Source organism: Desmonostoc muscorum LEGE 12446 (genome assembly GCF_015207005.2).
GTDB lineage: Bacteria > Cyanobacteriota > Cyanobacteriia > Cyanobacteriales > Nostocaceae > Nostoc > Nostoc muscorum.
This window is the reverse complement of the sequence record NZ_JADEXS020000001.1, coordinates 4,476,897-4,495,805: the sequence shown is the minus strand read 5'-3', so window position 1 is coordinate 4,495,805 and position 18,909 is coordinate 4,476,897. Positions and strand designations below refer to the sequence as shown.

The window sequence follows — 18,909 nt, the reverse complement described above, 5'->3', positions numbered from 1 at the left end:
TAGTCTTTTAATAAATATGATGATTTGTCATCATATTTAAGCTTTGATTATCGGCTTTATGTGCTATCTCTGCTAATTTGAATTGTTCTCCGACAAATGTCAAAGAATCGGCTAAATGTTCCCGCCAATATTGCCAAGTATGACTGCCGATAAACTGACGAAATATATAATAAATTTTTAGTTTGTTGAGTACTTTAGTAAATTTTTCGGCTTCCTCGATTCCTTCAATATCTGATCTACCAGAATCGAGGTAGATTCTCAACCGTTTTTGGGCTTGTAGGGGAATAGTTTTAATATAAATTATTGGGCTATTTGTTGGCCCGCTTTTATCTTGAAAATAACCACTATGACTAAATAAAATTGAAAAACGATCCAAATTGTGTAATCCCACATTAACTGCACCCCAGCCGCCAGAAGATAAACCACCTATTGCCCAAAAATCTGGATTTTTTAGTGTACGATAACGGCTTTGTACAACTTTTACTAATTCATCCCCCACGGCTGTGGAGACATTACCGTTAGGACCATCGATATATTCAGGGTCGCGGTAAGGACTAGAGCCGCGTTTATCATTCCCATCTGGTGTAATAATGATGCTGGGCGGCAACTTACCTGTAATATAAAGTTGTTTGAGAGTTTTGAGAGCTTGTCCCTTATCTTGACTAAACCAAGCAGTGGGATCGCCATAGCCACCGTGAAGAAGAAAGATTACAGGATAGCTTCCTTTTGGGTTTTGCTCATAACCGGGGGGTAAAGAAACGCCGTAGGTACGACTTGCACCCATAACTTGACTATTGTAAGTTTCAATCTTATAGCTGAGGGTAGTAGCTAAGTCGCTAGCATTAAGCTGGGATGGAAGAGGGGAAGGTGTTGTTTGTAAGTCCTGCTGTTGCGGTGGTTTTGCGACGACACTTTGGGAGAAATGACAGCCAACTAGGGTGAATACTGAAATTAGCAAGAAAATTTTCGATTTTTTGTAGTTCATCTTTAAAGGGCATTGGTCAGTTGATGCTAGCAACCAAAAGTTTACGCAAGTAATTTGTCAATGCTGTGTCAAGACGATGGAAACTTTACGACTGGTTGTAAATTAAAAATTAATACAGTTCAGATAAACCCAAAACCCTCATGTAGAGACGCGATAAATCGCGTCTGATTTATCGCGTCTTCTCTAGACCAATTATCTACACAAATAACCCTTAACCGAACCGTATTGAGTTAAAAATCGAGAGTTAGGATAAGTTTCTTTAGGATGCTTAAAAAGCTGCGACTTAATTTCAGTTCTTTTTTTGGCTTGTTGCTGCTGGCGCTTTCTTTGTGGGCGATCGCTCACGAATTGCATGAGTATAATTATCGTGATATCCTCAACTCTCTAGCAGCAATTCCCAAAAGTCGCTTAAGCTGGGCAATTTGGCTGACAGCTTTGGGATATTTAGTGATGATTGGCTATGATATTTTGGGTTTTAACTACATTAATCGTTCCCTAAGCTGGAACAAGATAGCTTTCACTAACTTTATTAGCTCTACATTTAGCAATACGATAGGTTTTGCCTTGCTGACTGGGAGTGCTATCCGTTATCGATTTTATGCTAATTGGGGAGTGTCAGCAGTGGCGATCGCTCAAGTTATTGCTTTTGCTAATTTCACCTTTTGGCTAGGAATGTTCGCCACTGCTGGATTAATATTTATTACCAACCCTTTGACAATTCCCCCACAATTACATTTGCCTTTTACAACAGTACGTCCCATCGGTGTAATTTTTCTGTTGTTGATTGCTATATATGTGTTGGGAAGTATTTTAATTAAACAGCCATTAATTATTCGTCAGCAAGAATTTCGCTTTCCTTCCTTACCAATATCCTTAGCTCAAATTACCATTTCTAGCCTTGATTGGATTCTGGCTGCTGCGGTTCTTTTTGCGATACTTCCTAATAATACACCTTTGTCTTATCTCGACTTTTTAGGAATTTATTTACTAGCGATGTTTGCAGGTGTAGTTAGTAATGTTCCTGGCGGTTTGGGTGTCTTTGAAACTGTGGTGTTGCTGTTTCTCTCATCAAAAATTTCGGCGGCGGCAGTTTTGGGTTCACTGTTAGCTTATCGCGGGATATACTACTTTTTACCTTTGTTGATTGCAGCAGCTTTGCTGGGAATTTATGAAATTAAATTTAGAGCCGGGAATCTGAAAAACTCTAAAAATTAATGTGAGATAAGATTTCTGACAGGACTTACGCAAAATCATGAAAAAACGAACCGCAAAGGACGCAAAGGACACAAAGAAATAAGAGTTTCAGAGAGTTTTTGCGTAAGTCCTATCTGAGTATAGATTGTTGTGCCCCTACAATTATCTGTACCTCACTTTGGCATAGCCTCTCGTAGAGAAGTTGTAATTTGCTGTATGTCAATTAAGTAAAATCGAGAACTGTTGTTAATTTAATATACGGTATCGTTCAGCAATATCTTCACAAACTGCGGTGTAAAATCATAAGTTTTGCTGAGGCGATCGCCAATTTAATTTCATCAAAATAGTGGCAGTTAGTTACAAATTTTGATTGAGATTTATATAAATCATCATCAAAATTAAATTTTACTGATTGAGGAGATAAAAATGAAAAACAAACTATTGTTTGGTGCCATCTTTATGGCTACTTGGGTAGGAGCATTAATCCCCAGTGCTTTTGCTGCTTCACCCTGTTCTGTGGGACAAAAAGCAGAGGTTCTTTGGAAAGGTACATGGTATCCAGCAACAGTATTAGATGTTGATGATAGCAAGTGTTATATTACCTACGAAGGTTATGATAGTTCTTGGGATGAGTGGGTTGGAACTTCACGTTTTCGGGCATCGTTTGAAGTTGGTGATGCAGTGAGAATTCTCTGGAAAGGGAAATGGTATCAAGGGCGAATTTTAGATGTTAGTGAGAATCTTTATAAAATTACTTACGATGGTTATGATAGCTCTTGGGATGAGTGGGTTGAACCTTCCAGGGTAAGTAGATAGGAAATATTTTACTTTTATTAAGTTGGGAGGGACGATTTCACCTGTGGAAGTCGTCCCTTAAATTGTTTATAATTTCTTCTGTTATTTGTTCTTTATTATCTGTTTAGAGACTGTTAGACTGAGAACCATAAGTAAAATTTCGTATGTTTTGGCGAATTTATGGAGCCAGTATCACTGACAGCAGCTGCGATCGCAACCTTAGTCATCACCAAGGCTTTTGAAAAAACTGGTGAAATCATCGGCGAAAAGGCTTGGGACGAAGGCGAAGTGCGATTCGTTGCTTAGTGAATCACGGTAGTCAGTCCGCACATAACTAAGCCAGCCCGACAGCAGATTACTGTCACTAAAGGCTGAACTCTCGGTCAGATGCAAGTGTAAGCCTTGCCATTCAGACTCAGAATTGACTCCTTATCTGCCCACACCGAACAAGCTCGGTTCTTGTAGAGTGAAGCTGGGAACAGGGCGCAATCAGACGACCGTTGCGGGTTGACACTGGCGCTAATAGGGAGTTCCTATGATGAAACAGAGCCTCAAAAAGTGACCCATCGTAGAGCAGGGCGCAACACTAAAATCCCTGACTTCGTTGGAGCCAATTCCCGCCGTAATATCGCCAATAACGGCAAGAGTCTAGGGAATCCAACGGTCAAATTGGCTACATCTAACGGAACAATCAATCTCTCCGAGGGAACGAATAAAAACGATTTGTGAGTCCTGGGGCTTTCGTTCCCCAAGTAGGCTAGACGAGAAGCGGAACTCTCACAATTCGGGTAGGACAGACCGTAATTGGTCTGAGGTGTTCAGAAAATACAAACTCTAGAAGAGAAAATGATTAGACACAGTAGACATACTAGTGAATCTTGGAAAGCCTTACCGTGGAAGAAATTCCGCCGAAATCTTTTCCGCCTTCAAAAGCGCGTATTTAAAGCGGTTCAAGTTGGAGACAAACGGAAAGCTAGGTTTCTCCAAAAGCTTATTTTTAAATCCACCTCGGCTCGATTTCTTGCAATTAGACTTGTATCTCAGCTAAACGCTGGTAAAAAAACGGCGGGTATTGATGGTAAGAAATCCCTGTCATTTGAGGAACGCTTCAACCTTGAAGAATTACTGAAAATGAATAGTGGAAATTGGAAGCATCAAGGACTAAGGGAAATCCCCATCCCCAAAAAGGACGGGACTACCAGAATGCTTAAAATACCAACCATAGCGGATAGAGCTTGGCAATGCCTTGCAAAATATGCACTAGAACCAGCACACGAAGCCACTTTCCACGCCAGGAGCTACGGGTTCAGAACAGGGCGCTCTGCTCACGATGCACAACGGTACATCTACAATAACCTACGCTCTTCCTGCAATGGAACAGAGAAACGAGTTATAGAACTCGATATCGAAAAATGCTTCGATAGGATTAACCACTCAGCAATAATGGACGAACTCATCGCCCCCAAAGGCTTAAAACTCGGAATATACCGATGCCTCAAGGCAGGAGTAAACCCAGAATTCCCCGAACAGGGTACACCTCAAGGGGGAGTAGTCAGCCCACTATTAGCAAACATCGCACTCAACGGGGTTGAAAGTATCCACAGATACAGAGCCAACGGGCAAATCAACGAGCCATCAATCCGATACGCGGATGACATGGTTATTATACTCCGACCCGAAGATAATGCGATAGAGATACTTGAGAAAATCAGCGAGTTCCTCCGCAAACGCGGAATGAATGTAAGCCAAAAGAAAACCAAAGTTACCGCCGCGACAGATGGGTTTGATTTCCTCGGCTGGCACTTTAAAGTCCAGAAAAACGGAAAGTTTAGAAGCATTCCCTCAGTGGACAACTTCAAAGCATTCCGTAAGAAAGTAAAACACATCGTCAACAACTCGAATTATGGTGCTACCACAAAGGCTGAGAAATTAGCCCCGGTAGTAAGAGGTTGGAGAAATTACCATAAGTTCTGCAAGATGGACGGGTCTAGAAACTCGTTATACCACATCAAAAAAAGAGCTTATACGGTATTCAACAAGGAAGCCAAGAAAAATCGCTACGCTAGCAAGAAATTACTAGACAAAGCATTCCCAGCAGTTTCCTACTCCGAAAGTAGCCACGTCATGGTTAAAGGAACAAAATCCCCCTATGACGGAGATACAGCCTACTGGAGCGAACGCAAAAGTAAGCTCTATGACGGCGAAACTTCTTTTGCTCTTAAGAAGCAAAACCATAGATGTGCCTCTTGCGGCTTAAAGTTCATCGATGAGGAACGGATTCATCTGCATCACATCGACGAAAATCACGCCAACTGGAAGAAAAATAATCTGGAAGCAATTCACGAGAGTTGCCACGATTACAAGCACATGAGCAAAAGCGAAAGCTGAGAAGCTGAGAACATCGGGAGCCGTGTACACGGAAACGGGTACGCACGGATCTAACTGAGAGGTGCGGGGAATAATATCCCCCATCGACTCAACCAAGTTATTCTTACTCCTGAAGCGCAAACAACCCAATACAGCAAGTGCCATTGAACTAGCTCAAACACAACCTCTAGATTATGGTCAAGCGCATCTAATCGAACAAGTAGAGGAAGCGGCAAACAAAGACCTGGAAATTGCTCAAGCTGTCGAGACGGTGGCGGATGCTGTGAAATCTCAACCCGCTATTATCCAGAATTTTACGAACACAGTTGATAAAAATTATGGCGGGAATGTCGGGAATGTTTCTAATGACAACCGAACCCAAAATTTTAACTTTTGACTACAGCCGCCTGAAGGGGAACGGGTAAAGTCAAATCCTTTTACTGAAATACCGCAAAATTTGCCCCTGAGTGGGGTGGTGGAATTTGTCGGGCGTGAAGAAGAATTGCAAAATCTCCACCAACTTTTGCAGGATTATAAACAAGTAGCCATTGCTGCGATCGCCGGCATGGGTGGAGTAGGTAAAACAGAACTCGCTTTGCAATATGCCATCCAACGCCGCGAAACATACAACGGTGGGCTTTGCTGGTTGCTACCAAAAACTGGGGATATAGGCATTCAAGTTGTGCAGTTTGCCAGAACGCAGCTTGACTTAAACCCGCCAGAGGATTTAACAGAAGATTTTAACCAAAAATTACTCGCCCAAGTGCAATATTGCTGGCGGCGTTGGCGTGGTGGTGATGTGTTGCTAGTGTTGGATGATGTCAGCGACTACGAGGAAGTTAAGCCTTACTTACAGTCCCTACCTTCTCGGTTTAAAGTGCTGATGACTACGCGCCAGAAGTTGGGACGCATCGCACAGTTATCTTTGGATGTGCTGCAACCAGAGGAGGCGCTGGAGTTATTCAAGTCTTTACTCAAAGAAACACCAGGGCGAATTGAAAAAGAATTAGCTGTAGCAAATCATTTGTGTGAGTGGCTAGGATATTTACCTTTGGGTGTGGAATTAGTGGGGCGCTATCTGGCACGGAAACAGGATTTATCTGTAGCTGAGATGTTGCGGCGGTTGGAGAACAAGCGATTAGATGAGCGTTCTCTTTCTAAATCTAAGTCGGAAGCCGACATGACAGCACAACGAGGTGTGTTAGCCGCCTTTGAGTTGAGTTGGCAAGAATTAGAAGACGACGATAAACAATTGGGTTGTTTATTGAGTTTATTTGCAGCCGCACCTATACCTTGGAAGTTGGTGGAACAATGTTTACCAGATGAAGATGCCCAAGATTTAGAAGACATTAGAGACGATAGCTTGCTGAATTTGCATTTACTCCAGCGCAAAGGTGAGGGAGTTTATCAACTGCATCCACTGTTGCGGGAATTTTTCCAATATCAGTGTACAGGTTTAGAACAGGTAGAAGAATTTAAGCGATCGCTTTGTCGGGTAATGGTAGCAGTTGCAAAAGAGATCCCTTACACCCCTACGCTTAAGCAAATTACCGATGCCACCCCCGCTATACCTCATATAGCTGAAGTAGCGAACAATCTCATTCAATACCTCAGCGATGATGATTTAACTCTGCCTTTCATCGGTAACGCTTGGTTTTATAGTGGTCAAGGATTATATGGACAGGCTGTTCCTTGGTGTGAGCAGTGTCTAGAAGTTACTAAAAAGCGCCTGGGCGAAGAGCATCTTCATGTTGCCACCAGCCTCCACAACTTGGGGGGACTCTACTTTTCTCAAGGTCGATGCAATGAAGTGGAATCTTTATATCTCCAAGCTTTAGCAATAAGGCGACGTCTGCTGGGAGAAGAAAATCTTGATGTTGCCCAAAGTCTTAACAACCTAGCATTATTTTACTCTTTTCAAGGTCGATCCAATGAAGTGGAATCTTTATATCTCCAAGCTTTAGCAATAAGGCGACGTCTGCTGGGAGAAGAAAATCTTGATGTTGCTCAAACTCTTAACAACCTAGCATTATTTTACTCTTTTAAAGATCGACATAACAAAGCCGAACCTTTATACCAGCAAGCTTTAGCAATAAGGCGACGTCTGCTGGGAGAAGAAAATCTTGATGTTGCTCAAAGTCTCAATAACTTGGCGTTATGCTACAAATCCCAAAAAAAATACAGTGACGCTGAACCTCTGTATGAGAAAGCTTTGGCACTACAACAATGCCTGCTGGGTGATGAACATCATACTGTTGCTACTACCATCAATAACTTGGCCGGACTCTACGAATCCCAGAATAAATACAGCGAAGCCGAATCCTGGTATAAACAAGCTTTAGAAATACAGCGATGCCGACTGGGTGAGGAACATCCTAATGTTGCACTCATTCTTAACAATCTGGCGGCATTTTATAACTCCCAAGGCAAATACAGCAAAGCTGAAGACCTGTTAAAGCAAGCTTTGGATATTTATGAGCGATGTCTAGGAGTTAATCATCTCCGTACTGTTACTTGTCGTGAAGATTTAGCATATATTCGCGATCGCCTTTCCCAAAATCCAGAATAAGCTAGTTTTGTGCAAAGCGTACCGCGATCAAACTGAAAAGTGCGATCGCTTAAACTCGGCCTTTCGTGTTCCGAACTCGGCTTTTCATGTTCTGAATGAGAACGTTCCTGTTCCAAGTGAGAATGTTCCTGTTCCAAACGAGAACGTTCCTGTTCCAAGTGAGAATGTTCTTGTTTCAAACGAGAATGTTCCTGTTTCAAACGAGAACGTTTTAGTTCCGAGCTAGTAGTTCCTTGTTCTGAGGTGGAATGATGGTATTGTAAAAGCGATCGCTCACCTAAATTTCATGACAGCTATTTTCAGGTAAATAGACCACGCGGTAGGGGCACAGCAATGCTGTGCCCCTACGACAGATGTGGTTCAAATACATGAAAACTGCTGTTAACTAGATCAACAGCGATGCCTGCGGCGGGCTACGCCTACGCTTCTCGGTAAATCTTAAAGGCTGTTCAGGTCAATGCTCAATTACTGCTAGAGCTTGTCCCAGCTTTAACCCAAGTAAAATCCAGTCTTCCAGGGTTGAGCGTAATTCATCTTCACACCCGCGCAAAGTCGATGCAAAAGCTATCACTCCTTTGCAAACAGGAATTCTACCTGTAAATGTACCATCTTCTAACTTGTCATAAATTGCCTGGGCGATCGCTCTTATGTCGTTGTGAATGATAGAGAGCGATGTCTACGAAAAGCTCGCCTACGCCCAGCATAAAATTAGCTACGATAAATTATATAATTATCTTCGCAATCACGGAAATGTTAATTACATACACTGCAAGATATACAAAAACTGATAGCGGATATATGGGACAACTCATTGAATGGCAAGAAGTTATCACTGAGGGAGAAACAATAGAAGAATGCAGGGCTATGTTACAAGACGCAACCAAAGAAATGATTCTTGCCTATCGTCAACAAAATAAGGAAATTCCCACAGGTGGTTCTTTGCTAGAACAAATTCCTATAGAGGTTTGAGTGTGTCAGTCAAACGAAAAGAGTTAATTAAATATTTAGAAGCAAATGGCTTTTATTTATTAAGAGAAGTATGAAATCATTCCATTTATACTAATCACTTGAGCCTTCTTGAATTGCCGCTTCCATTTCTTCTAAAGTTGCGCTTTTCATCCCCGGACGGTGTAAAATTCCCGATAAACTTTGGATAGGGACATTCAGGGGAATTAGTTTGACTGTTCCATTTTCATCAATGACAAAATCAACCTTACTACCTGTATCAAGGTTAAGATAATCCCTAATTTCTTTAGGAATAGTTACTTGTCCTTTGGTGGTGATGGTCGCACTAGCCATTATCCACGTTCCTTACATAAGTTCCTTACTTGATTATAAAGTATACTTGCCATCAATAAATATTGCTCAAACCTTGAAGTGTCAAATATGATAGCCTCCCCCCAACAAAACTACCTTACCCCTGAAGAGTACCTCCAACTAGAGGAACAAAACCCTGTCAAACATGAATACATCGACGGCTACATCTATGCAATGGCTGGGGCGCTTGACCCACATGTTACCATTGCTCTTAACCTTGCATCTCTCCTCCGTAATCATGTACGCGGTTCTGGTTGTCGTGTTTACATCGCCGACATGAAAGCCCGAATTGAATCTCTGAATCGCTTTTATTATCCTGATGTCATGGTTACTTGCGATGGACGAGACCAAGAAACACCAGCTTATAAAAGATTTCCTTGTTTAATTATCGAAGTTTTATCTAATTCTACCGAAGCCTTTGACCGGGGAGACAAGTTCGCTGATTATCAAACACTCGAAAGTCTGCAAGAGTATGTTTTAATTAATACAAAACGTCAGCGAGTCGAGTGTTTTCGCCGCAACGATGAGGGACTGTGGGTTTTGCAATCCTACACAGCAGAAGATAAATCATTTCGACTCAACAGCGTGGATTTTCAGGAAACAATGGCAGCACTTTACGAAGATGTCGTTTTTGAATAATCAACTTCTGCTCTAAATACTTGTAAACTAAATATCTATTAATACCTTCAACGCTTCCTAACCCGGCGGGGGCATTGAGCAAAACAGACACAATTGATTGACTAAAAGTTATGGCGCTCATAGTTCAAAAATACGGTGGTACATCTGTCGGTTCAGTCGAACGCATTCAAGCTGTTTCAGTGCGCGTCTGCAAAACTGTAAAAGCTGGAAACTCAGTGGTTGTAGTGGTTTCGGCAATGGGCAAAACTACCGATGGACTCGTCAAACTAGCTAATGAGATTTCGCCAAATCCTAGCCGCCGGGAAATGGATATGCTGCTTTCCACTGGCGAACAAGTCACCATTGCCTTACTCAGTATGGCGTTGCAGGAACTTGGACAACCAGCAATTTCTATGACTGGCGCTCAGGTAGGAATTGTTACCGAAGCCGAACACAGCCGCGCTCGGATTTTGCATATCGAAACTACTCGCCTAACTCGCCAAGTGAAAGCAGGGAAAGTAGTTGTAGTAGCAGGTTTTCAAGGCATATCCAGCGCCGAAGAATTAGAAATTACAACTTTGGGGCGTGGTGGTTCTGACACTTCGGCAGTGGCACTGGCAGCAGCATTAGGAGCCAATTTCTGTGAAATTTATACAGATGTTCCAGGGATTTTAACTACAGACCCCCGCTTAGTTCCCGAAGCTCAGTTGATGGATGCCATCAGCTGCAATGAAATGCTAGAACTAGCTAGCTTGGGGGCAAAAGTGTTGCATCCGCGAGCTGTGGAAATTGCTCGTAACTACGGTGTTCCCCTTGTAGTCAGATCTAGCTGGACAGATGACCCAGGTACTTGGGTGACATCAGCTAAACCCCAAGGGCGATCGCTCATCAATCTAGAAATTGCCCGTCCAGTAGATCATGTAGAATTTGACACCAACCAAGCAAAGGTCGCTTTGTTGCGCGTACCCGATAAACCAGGCGTAGCAGCAAGGTTATTTGGCGAAATTTCCCGCCAAAAAGTAGATGTAGATTTGATTATTCAGTCAATTCACGAAGGTAATAGTAATGACATTGCCTTTACCGTGACCACACCGATTTTAAAACGAGCCGAAGCAGTAGCAGCAGCGATCGCCCCAGCCCTCAGGAATGCATCCAACCCCAAATCTGAGGAAGCTGAGGTAATGGTAGAACGTAACATTGCCAAAGTCAGCATTGCAGGCGCAGGTATGATTGGGCGTCCCGGTGTAGCTGCCAAGATGTTCGCCACCTTAGCCGAAGCTAACGTGAATATTCAAATGATTTCCACCAGCGAAGTCAAAGTAAGTTGTGTAGTCGATGCCGCCGAATGCGATCGCGCCGTTACTGCACTTCGTAGCGCCTTTGAAATCGAAGCAGGGGAGCAAGGGAGCAGGGGAGCAGAGGAGAGTTCATCCCCTCTGCCCCTTTACCCCTCTGCCCCTCTGCCCAGTTTTCCTCCCGTTCGCGGCGTCGCCCTGGACTTAAACCAAGCACGTCTTGCTATTCGCCAATTACCAGACCGTCCAGGGATGGCAGCAAAGTTGTTTGGATTATTAGCGCAACACAACGTCAGCGTTGATATGATTATTCAATCTCAGCGCTGTCGGGTAATTGATGGTGTTCCCCGACGGGATATTGCCTTTACAGTGTCCCAGATAGATGGGGAAAATGCAAAAGAACTGCTCACCCAAGTAGCAGCAGAATTAGGATGGGGTGAAGTTGTTTTAGATAGTGCGATCGCTAAAGTGAGTATTGTCGGTACAGGTATGGTTGGACAACCAGGCGTTGCCGCTAAAATGTTTGAAGCGTTAGCCCAACAACAAATCAATATTCAAATGATTGCCACTTCAGAAATCAAAATTAGCTGTGTTGTGGCACAAGACCAAGGTGTTAAAGCTTTACAAGCTATTCACAAAGCCTTTGATCTGGCTGGTAGTGAGAAATTTGTTGTCCCGGCGTAATCAATCCCAAGTCTTCAAAATTCAGAATCCAAAATTGGGAAGTAAATAGACCATACTGTAAGGGCACAGCAATGCTGTGCCCTTACGAAAGATAAAGATAGAAGGCATCTAACGTTTTGGATACCTCACTCACTACTTTTCAAACAACCTCTAATACTATTGGCATTGCACAACAGTGGGATGAATTGGCAAGCTGTTCTTGAGTTAGTTGCTAAATCATTCCGCTTTTTTTACAACGCCTATTTATTTTTGGGATGACATTTTTCTATCATGGCTATTATTTCCGAAATTTCGCGATCGCCACGCCAAACTAAATCAAGCTTTTTGAGTTGTTCAAGGCTGATACCACCGTCTTCGTCAGTAATTTGATGATATTCTGTATCTCCCATTGCTGCTAATAAATCTTGAAAAATGATCAGTTCATCAAACTGAGGATTTTCCTCTGGATCGTTGAGGATTAACATTGCTCTTTCTTCAGGTAATCCTTGGAGAATACTGACAATAAATCGTGTGGGAAAGTCCGCATCCTGAAGTTGAGGATAACGCGACACTAACCCCGCCACTAGCACTCCCAGATAAGCTGCTGCTTGAGAATTACTGAATACTTGCATCTGTTGGATGGCAATTTCAGTCAAATTGCTAAAAAATGCACGCCCCAACTGCTGTTCAATAGCAATAACTCGATCTTCGACTAACAAGGGTTCTAACCGTGCTTCAAATAAAGCCTGACGTTCCTGTGGTACTTGGCACAGTAAAATTTGCTTGGCGCGATCGCCTATAATAAGTCTGCCATCACACCCAAAGCTAAAGTCTTTGCCCGGTTCTAAACCTTCTCTTAAAAGGATTTGAAAAACGTTACTTTGGGCTTTTTCCTGCATCTGTTCATATTGCCCTTGCCCAAAAAAAATTCGACAAAACCAACGGTGGCTGTCAGAGTCGCATTCTAGCATTACCTCGTTAGCAATCAAGTTAGTTAACTTTTCAGCTCCCAAAACTTTTTGCCAGTGTACAATCAGGTTACTAACAGCAGCTATGTCACGATGACTCACCGCCTCAAGCAATTGACGCTTTACAGTAGCTACCCGATCTTTATTTTGACCAAATCTGTTGATTTTCAATCTTTTAGATGGAGTTATGATATTTCAATTCGCTATTTAAGCTAAGTTGCCACAATCAAACTAAGTAAAGAAAAATGAACTAAACTAAAACCCTCTTCCCTCCTGCTTCCTAGCTTTTGCCTGAACTCAACGATAATCTATGCCGACCTACTTATTACCCCATTTGGAGATCGGATGTCATTAGTGTGAATGCTGAAAAATAACCATTAAAGTAACCTCTTTATATATTTGCTTATTGTTCATGGTTGAGTTTAATGTAAAAATGTTACTAAAATCTGGTGATATACAACAGTAAATTATCTTCAAATTTTTTATGATGTAGAAAAAGAAAATTAGCAATATGGATTATTAGCGCAATATACAGAATTTTACATGCCATTTCGCCATTAAAATTTTCCTTTGAAAAAATTTTTTGATTTTAAAATAACCAGTAAGAACACTGACTGTGTAACTAGTGGCTGGGAATAAACAAAATTATATTACGAAACGTCAACAGGCTCAAAACCCTTACCAATGAACGATGAAAAATGACAAAGCGTAAAGTCTATTGTGTGCCTTGGGCGTCTCGTAGAGAGGTTTACGACCATCAGAATTTTGTCAGAGATGACAGCCCCCGCCAGTTAGCTTTAATTGCGCCGATTTCCTTAATCAAATAATTAAATATAAGATTATATTTGTATTGATGAGCAGTCATTTTGGCAACAGACGCTACCAAATACTAAAAGTTCTGAAAGATGGGGAAAAGGCGAAAACCTATCTAGTAGAAGATGCTAATCTTCCTGACAGCAAATTTATAGTTAAGCAGTTACATTATCCTAATAGCAATACTCAAATTTTAAGAATTTTATACAGCTTGTTTACCACCAAGGCAGCAACTTTACAAAAGCTAGCCCAGGAACACGACCAAATCCAAAAGCTGATTGATTGTTTTGAAGAAAATGAAGAATTTTATATTATCGAAGAATTTATTCCTGGGTTACCTTTAACTGATGAAATTTTACCAGGACAACCTCTGAGGGAAGACCAAGTAATTAGTCTTTTATCAGAAATATTAGAAATTTTGGTATTTATACATAGTGATGGTGTGATTCATCGAAATATTAAACCAGCAAATATTATTCGCCGAGAATCAGATCAAAAGTTTGTTTTAGTTGACTTTAGCACTGTCAATGAAGCCATCAATACTACCGTTGAAAATATTGAATATATGCCCGTAGAACAGATTAACGGCACCCTGAAATATAACAGTGATATCTATGCTTTAGGTTTAGTTGCCATCGCCGCACTTCTTGGTTTACCAAAAAACGAAATATCTAATCTGCGGACTCAGAAAAATCGGCTAACAGGTGAAATTATTTGGCAAAATAAAAATTTAAAGATTAACACTAAATTAGCAAAAATTATTAATAAAATGGTGCGCGTTGACTATCGAAGACGCTATCAGTATGCAACTGAAGTTTTAGACGATTTGAAAAAATTAACAAGTATTGAACATGAACAGCAAAACCAGTATCAAAAAAAATTATTCCTAGTGATGACGGGGATAGCTGGTTGTGTCACACTTGGTGTTGTGGCGTGGTTTTTCCAGTTACCAAAATTTGAAAGTAATCCTCAACAAAAATTATATCAAGAGGGAGTCAATAAATATGATGCAGGAAACTATGAAGGAGCAGTTACAGATTTTAATCAGCTGATTGAATTAGAACCGCAAAATGCTTTGGCTTATAATAAGCGAGGCGATGCTTATTATCGATTAGGAGACTATGAGCAAGCACAAGCAGACTCTAGTCAAGCAATTTTGCTCAATCCTCAAGATGCTAATGCCTATTATGACCGAGGATTTGCTTTGTATGAATTAGGCAAGTATAAAGAAGCGATCGCCGACTATACCGAAACGATTAAGTTAAATTCTCAGGATGCATACGCTTATTATGGCAGGGGATTAGCCCGTGTTCAACTGAAAGATCATAAAGGGGCACTTGGAGATTTTACCAAAGCGATCGCCATCAAACCTCAATATACCGAAGCCTACTTACAACGAGGTATTCTCCGCCGTCGCCTCAGACTCAGACAAGCAGCAATCCAAGATTTTGATACAATAATTAAGATTAATCCCAGTGATGCCAAAGCCTATTATCAAAGGGGTTTAACTCAAGTTATTAATAAGCAAAAATATGCAGCCCTGAAAGATTATTCAGATGCAATTAACATCAATCCTAAATATATAGAAGCTTATCTGAGTCGTGGTGATATTTACAGCGATTTAGGAAACAAAATAGAAGCTACTGAAGATTACAACAAAATTTTACAACTCGATCCAAAATTTATTGTTGCTTACATCCACAGAGGTATTCATCGATTTTCTTTCGGAGATTATAAAGGCGCTATTGAAGATTATACTGAAGCACTAAAACTAGATCCTAATGATACCGCAGCTTACAATAACCGTGGTAACGCCTATCTCGAATTGGGAAATAAGAAAGCTGCAAATCAGGATTATTCACAAGCGATCGCCATTGATGCTAAGAATGCCTTAGCCTATTATAATCGGGGGGTAATTCGCGCCAAACAGAAAAATAAACAAGGAGCGATCGCAGATTTCAAAAAAGCTGGAAAACTATTCCAACAGCAAGGCGAAAAAGATAGCTATCAAGACGCCCAAAGAGAAATTGCAAATTTGCAAAACAAGTCAGCAGCAGTAAAAACTACTCGTCCCAAGTCTGGGAGAAGACAAAAAAAAGGCAGTGGGGAGTAGGGAGTGGAAATTTGAGCAGATAATTTTTGTCTCTTCTTACAACTTTATCCTGGAAGCTTTATTCTATGCAGCTTCATATTAAATTAGTATAAGTTCTGAACTCGAAAGTTGAGCCTCAGAACTTGAAAGTTGAACCTCAAAGCTAGAAAGTTGAACCTCAAAGCTCGAACGTTGAAGCTTAAAGCTCGAAACCTGAAGCTCGAAACTTGAAGCTTACAGGAATTTTCAGGTAAATAGACCACGTTGTAGGGTAGCACAGCTGTGCGCCCCTACAGAGGATTGTGGTTCAAATAGATGAAAAATGCTGTAAAGCTCGAAACTTTCAAAATCTCAGCTAAAAGCCTAATTTCTCTAACACTGGCTTTGTAGAAACAATGTGACGTTCTAAACCCAGTTCTTTTGGACTCACTCCAACAGCCAAAGCAATCAACTGGGGTAAATGTAAAACTGGTAAACCTAGCCTTTGTTCAATCACCTTTTCGACCTCTGGCTGCCGTGAATCTAAATTTAAGTGGCACAGAGGACAAGGTGTAACTATACAGTCAGCACCAGATGCCAAGGCGTCCTGAATATGCATCCCCGCCATCTTAAAAGATTGGGTAGTGGCATAACTAGAAAGCGGCCAACCACAACATTGTGTCCGGCCCCGGTAATAAATTGGTGTTGCACCCACCGCCCGAAAAACATTTTCCATTGCTTCTGGGTTGAAAGGGTCGTCATAGGGCATGGACTTTTGAGCGCGGAGGAGATAACAGCCATAAAAAGCCGCGCATTTTAATCCAGTTAATTTCCGAGTCACACGTTTAGTAATTTCCTCTAAACCGTAATCTGTTACCAAGGCGTAGAGGAGATGTTTAACGTCAGTACTACCGCGATAAGGTGAACAGCCTTCTTTATGCAGCAAGTCATTGACTTGTTCAATGTAAGCAGGATTAGTAGTTTGGCATTCCTTCAGGTGTTCGTTGACGTGACCGATAACACCTTGACAAGTGCTGCAATGGGTAAGCAACGGCAAATTTAATTCTTCTGCTAGGGCAATATTTCTGGCATTGACTGTATCTTCCAGTAGTTGGGAATCTTCTTTAAAGGTTCCCGAACCACAGCAAGCAGCTTTTTTCAGTTCAACCAGTTGAATACCGAGTGCTTGAGTGAGGGCTTGAGTTGACTGGTAAAGTTCCCGACATGCACCTTGGGCAACACAGCCAGGAAAGTAAGCGTATTTTAGTGTCTGAGATAGCATATAACTATAGTTTGGGTTAGAGCGATCGCTCTAGACAAAAATCAATCGGAAAACAGAAGCATTTATACGGTGTCGAGAATGGCGTACCACGCCCTACTGCTCAACTGTCCAAAGAAAACTGAGCGATTCTTTTGAACAACCACAGGAGTTTTCTAACAGAAAAACCGTTGGCAGTGTACGGGGGATCGCGCTTGACGATAAGATGTATATGCTCAAAAAAATGTCTCCTATAATGAGCAGATCCTAGCAATTAGTTGAGGACTTTATATCTATGAGCCAAACAGAACTTTTTGACAAAGTTAAAAAAATCGTTGCCGAACAACTTAGCGTTGAAAAACCTGAGACAATCAAACCAGAATCCACATTTATGGAAGATTTAGGCGCTGATTCCTTAGATACCGTTGAATTAGTAATGGCTTTGGAAGAAGAATTTGATATCGAAATTCCCGACGAAGCTGCCGAAGGAATTTTAACGGTTCAAGACGCTGTAAATTACATTAGCAACAAAGTTGCTACATCAGCTTAATTGGGAGTTGGGGATTGGGGATTGGGGATTGGGAAGATTTTTCTCCCGCACCTAGTCACCAGTACCTAGTTGCTAATCTCGAATTTTTTGCCTGCTGCTTTTTCGCCACCTTTAACTGAATCATGACAGATTTTACACGTAAACGCGTTGTTGTAACTGGTGTTGGCGCGATTACACCTATTGGTAACACAGCAACAGAATATTGGGAAGGATTATTGAGTGGACGCAATGGCATTGACTACATCACATTTTTTGATGCGTCTCGCCATGATTGCCGCATAGCTGGTGAAGTGAAAAACTTCGATCCACATGATTATTTGGAGCGCAAAGACGCCAAGCGCATGGATCGATTTGCCCAATTTGGGGTTGCAGGAGCAAAACAAGCTATATCTGACGCGCAGTTAGTTATCAATGACTTAAACGCCGAACAGGTGGGTGTCATGATCGGTTCTGGCATTGGTGGCATCAAAGTATTAGAAGATCAGCAAACTATCTACCTCAACCGCGGACCTGATCGCTGTAGTCCATTCATGATACCGATGATGATTGCCAATATGGCAGCAGGACTAACAGCAATTCACACTGGTGCTAAAGGGCCAAATTCCTGCGTTGTCACAGCCTGCGCGGCTGGCTCCAACGCCATTGGAGACGCTTTTCGCTTAATTCAAGGGGGATATGCCCAAGCAATGATTTGCGGCGGCACGGAGGCAGCTGTCACACCATTGTCGGTGGCTGGATTTGCTGCTTGTAAGGCGCTTTCTTTCCGCAATGACGACCCAGCTCATGCTTGCCGTCCCTTTGATAGCGATCGCGATGGATTTGTTTTGGGCGAAGGTGCAGGAATTTTAATTCTAGAAGAACTGCAACACGCCATTAGTCGCGGCGCTCACATTTATGCCGAAATGATCGGCTATGGTATGACCTGTGACGCTTACCACATCACCTCCCCCGTACCTGGTGGACTCGGCGCAGCTAGAGCCATAGAACTGGCGATCAAGGACGCAGGACTAACTGCCGAACAAATCAGCTACATCAATGCCCACGGCACCAGCACCCCAGCTAATGATTCCACTGAAACTTCAGCCATCAAAAAAGCTCTGGGAGAACATGCCTATAAAGTGGCAATCAGCTCCACCAAATCTATGACAGGCCATCTATTGGGCGGTTCTGGAGGTATTGAAGCAGTAGCGACAGTACTGGCGATCGCTAATGACCAAATTCCCCCGACAATCAACCTCGAAAATCCCGATCCAGAATGTGACTTAGATTACGTGCCAAACTCTAGCCGCGCTCAAAAAGTTGAAGTGGCACTATCCAATTCTTTCGGGTTTGGCGGTCATAATGTCACACTAGCCTTTAAGAAATACCTGTAAAGTCAGGAATGGGGAGCAGGGGGAGCAGGGGGAGCAGGGGAGGCAGGGGGAGAAAGAATAACCAATGCCCAAT

General features: G+C 42.1%; 20 protein-coding genes. 14 read left to right on the top strand and 6 right to left on the bottom strand.

Annotation, left to right across the window (positions count from 1 at the left end):
• Positions 1–7: 7 nt before the first annotated feature.
• Positions 8–985 carry an alpha/beta hydrolase gene (locus IQ276_RS19275; protein WP_193923378.1) on the bottom strand — a complete coding sequence of 326 codons (978 nt, stop codon included), beginning with the start codon at positions 983–985 and terminating at the stop codon, positions 8–10.
• A 264-nt stretch (positions 986–1,249) separates the two neighbouring features.
• Between IQ276_RS19275 and IQ276_RS19270 the strand changes: the two genes are divergently transcribed.
• The 7 genes from IQ276_RS19270 (at position 1,250) to IQ276_RS19245 (ending at position 7,910) form a co-directional block, all read left to right on the top strand.
• Positions 1,250–2,200 carry a lysylphosphatidylglycerol synthase domain-containing protein gene (locus IQ276_RS19270; protein WP_193923375.1) on the top strand — a complete coding sequence of 317 codons (951 nt, stop codon included), beginning with the start codon at positions 1,250–1,252 and terminating at the stop codon, positions 2,198–2,200.
• A gap of 405 nt (positions 2,201–2,605) precedes the next feature.
• Positions 2,606–2,995, top strand: coding sequence for a Tudor-knot domain-containing protein (locus IQ276_RS19265; RefSeq protein WP_193923372.1), 390 nt, complete (start codon positions 2,606–2,608; stop codon positions 2,993–2,995).
• 159 nt (positions 2,996–3,154) lie between these two features.
• Positions 3,155–3,280, top strand: coding sequence for a hypothetical protein (locus IQ276_RS40260; protein WP_255264338.1), 126 nt, complete (start codon positions 3,155–3,157; stop codon positions 3,278–3,280).
• 252 nt (positions 3,281–3,532) lie between these two features.
• Positions 3,533–3,703: a hypothetical protein gene (locus IQ276_RS19260; protein ID WP_221706943.1), complete on the top strand. Its 171-nt coding sequence runs from the start codon at positions 3,533–3,535 to the stop codon at positions 3,701–3,703.
• A gap of 117 nt (positions 3,704–3,820) precedes the next feature.
• On the top strand, positions 3,821–5,362 hold the full coding sequence (locus IQ276_RS19255; protein ID WP_193925511.1) for a group II intron reverse transcriptase/maturase: 1,542 nt from the start codon (positions 3,821–3,823) through the stop codon (positions 5,360–5,362).
• Positions 5,363–5,423: 61 nt separating this feature from the next.
• Complete coding sequence (locus IQ276_RS19250) at positions 5,424–5,738, top strand: hypothetical protein (RefSeq protein WP_193921559.1); 315 nt, start codon at positions 5,424–5,426, stop codon at positions 5,736–5,738.
• Positions 5,739–5,798: 60 nt separating this feature from the next.
• Complete coding sequence (locus tag IQ276_RS19245; RefSeq protein WP_228043388.1) at positions 5,799–7,910, top strand: tetratricopeptide repeat protein; 2,112 nt, start codon at positions 5,799–5,801, stop codon at positions 7,908–7,910.
• Here the strand turns inward: IQ276_RS19245 and IQ276_RS19240 are convergent.
• Positions 7,838–8,089: a hypothetical protein gene (locus tag IQ276_RS19240; RefSeq protein WP_193921561.1), complete on the bottom strand. Its 252-nt coding sequence runs from the start codon at positions 8,087–8,089 to the stop codon at positions 7,838–7,840. The two genes, IQ276_RS19245 and IQ276_RS19240, sit on opposite strands and share 73 nt — an antisense overlap.
• A 275-nt stretch (positions 8,090–8,364) precedes the next feature.
• Entirely contained in the window at positions 8,365–8,550 is a 186-nt protein-coding gene (locus IQ276_RS40990) for a type II toxin-antitoxin system HicB family antitoxin (protein WP_373690626.1), read from the bottom strand.
• A gap of 110 nt (positions 8,551–8,660) precedes the next feature.
• Here IQ276_RS40990 and IQ276_RS19235 point away from each other — a divergent pair, with 110 nt between their 5' ends.
• A complete protein-coding gene (locus IQ276_RS19235) occupies positions 8,661–8,879 on the top strand; it encodes a type II toxin-antitoxin system HicB family antitoxin (protein WP_193921563.1) in 219 nt (72 codons plus the stop codon).
• A 90-nt stretch (positions 8,880–8,969) separates the two neighbouring features.
• Here the strand turns inward: IQ276_RS19235 and IQ276_RS19230 are convergent, their stop codons facing one another.
• Positions 8,970–9,209, bottom strand: coding sequence for an AbrB/MazE/SpoVT family DNA-binding domain-containing protein (locus IQ276_RS19230; RefSeq protein WP_193921566.1), 240 nt, complete (start codon positions 9,207–9,209; stop codon positions 8,970–8,972).
• A gap of 87 nt (positions 9,210–9,296) precedes the next feature.
• Here IQ276_RS19230 and IQ276_RS19225 point away from each other — a divergent pair, with 87 nt between their 5' ends.
• Both IQ276_RS19225 and IQ276_RS19220 read left to right on the top strand, forming a co-directional pair.
• Entirely contained in the window at positions 9,297–9,866 is a 570-nt protein-coding gene (locus IQ276_RS19225) for a Uma2 family endonuclease (protein ID WP_193921568.1), read from the top strand.
• Positions 9,867–9,976: 110 nt separating this feature from the next.
• The gene (locus IQ276_RS19220; protein WP_235115801.1) at positions 9,977–11,824 is read left to right on the top strand and encodes an aspartate kinase; all 1,848 of its coding nucleotides are present in this window, start codon (positions 9,977–9,979) and stop codon (positions 11,822–11,824) included.
• 239 nt (positions 11,825–12,063) lie between these two features.
• Here the strand turns inward: IQ276_RS19220 and IQ276_RS19215 are convergent, their stop codons facing one another.
• Entirely contained in the window at positions 12,064–12,942 is an 879-nt protein-coding gene (locus tag IQ276_RS19215) for a hypothetical protein (RefSeq protein WP_193923484.1), read from the bottom strand.
• A 527-nt stretch (positions 12,943–13,469) separates the two neighbouring features.
• On the opposite strand from IQ276_RS19215, the gene IQ276_RS40255 reads away from it, so the two are divergent.
• Together IQ276_RS40255 and IQ276_RS19210 are read left to right on the top strand one after the other, a co-directional pair.
• Entirely contained in the window at positions 13,470–13,598 is a 129-nt protein-coding gene (locus IQ276_RS40255) for a hypothetical protein (protein WP_255264337.1), read from the top strand.
• A 26-nt stretch (positions 13,599–13,624) separates the two neighbouring features.
• Complete coding sequence (locus IQ276_RS19210) at positions 13,625–15,697, top strand: serine/threonine-protein kinase (RefSeq protein WP_193923486.1); 2,073 nt, start codon at positions 13,625–13,627, stop codon at positions 15,695–15,697.
• Positions 15,698–16,031: 334 nt separating this feature from the next.
• On the opposite strand, the gene IQ276_RS19205 is transcribed toward IQ276_RS19210, so the two are convergent.
• Positions 16,032–16,937 carry a CoB--CoM heterodisulfide reductase iron-sulfur subunit B family protein gene (locus IQ276_RS19205; protein ID WP_193925822.1) on the bottom strand — a complete coding sequence of 302 codons (906 nt, stop codon included), beginning with the start codon at positions 16,935–16,937 and terminating at the stop codon, positions 16,032–16,034.
• Between the two features lie 271 nt (positions 16,938–17,208).
• Here IQ276_RS19205 and acpP point away from each other — a divergent pair, with 271 nt between their 5' ends.
• Together acpP and fabF are read left to right on the top strand one after the other, a co-directional pair.
• Positions 17,209–17,463, top strand: a complete 255-nt coding sequence (gene acpP, locus IQ276_RS19200; RefSeq protein ID WP_190876303.1) for an acyl carrier protein — start codon at positions 17,209–17,211, stop codon at positions 17,461–17,463.
• A 122-nt stretch (positions 17,464–17,585) separates the two neighbouring features.
• The gene (gene fabF / locus IQ276_RS19195) at positions 17,586–18,836 is read left to right on the top strand and encodes a beta-ketoacyl-ACP synthase II (RefSeq protein WP_235115800.1); all 1,251 of its coding nucleotides are present in this window, start codon (positions 17,586–17,588) and stop codon (positions 18,834–18,836) included.
• The last annotated feature ends 73 nt before the right edge of the window (positions 18,837–18,909 follow it).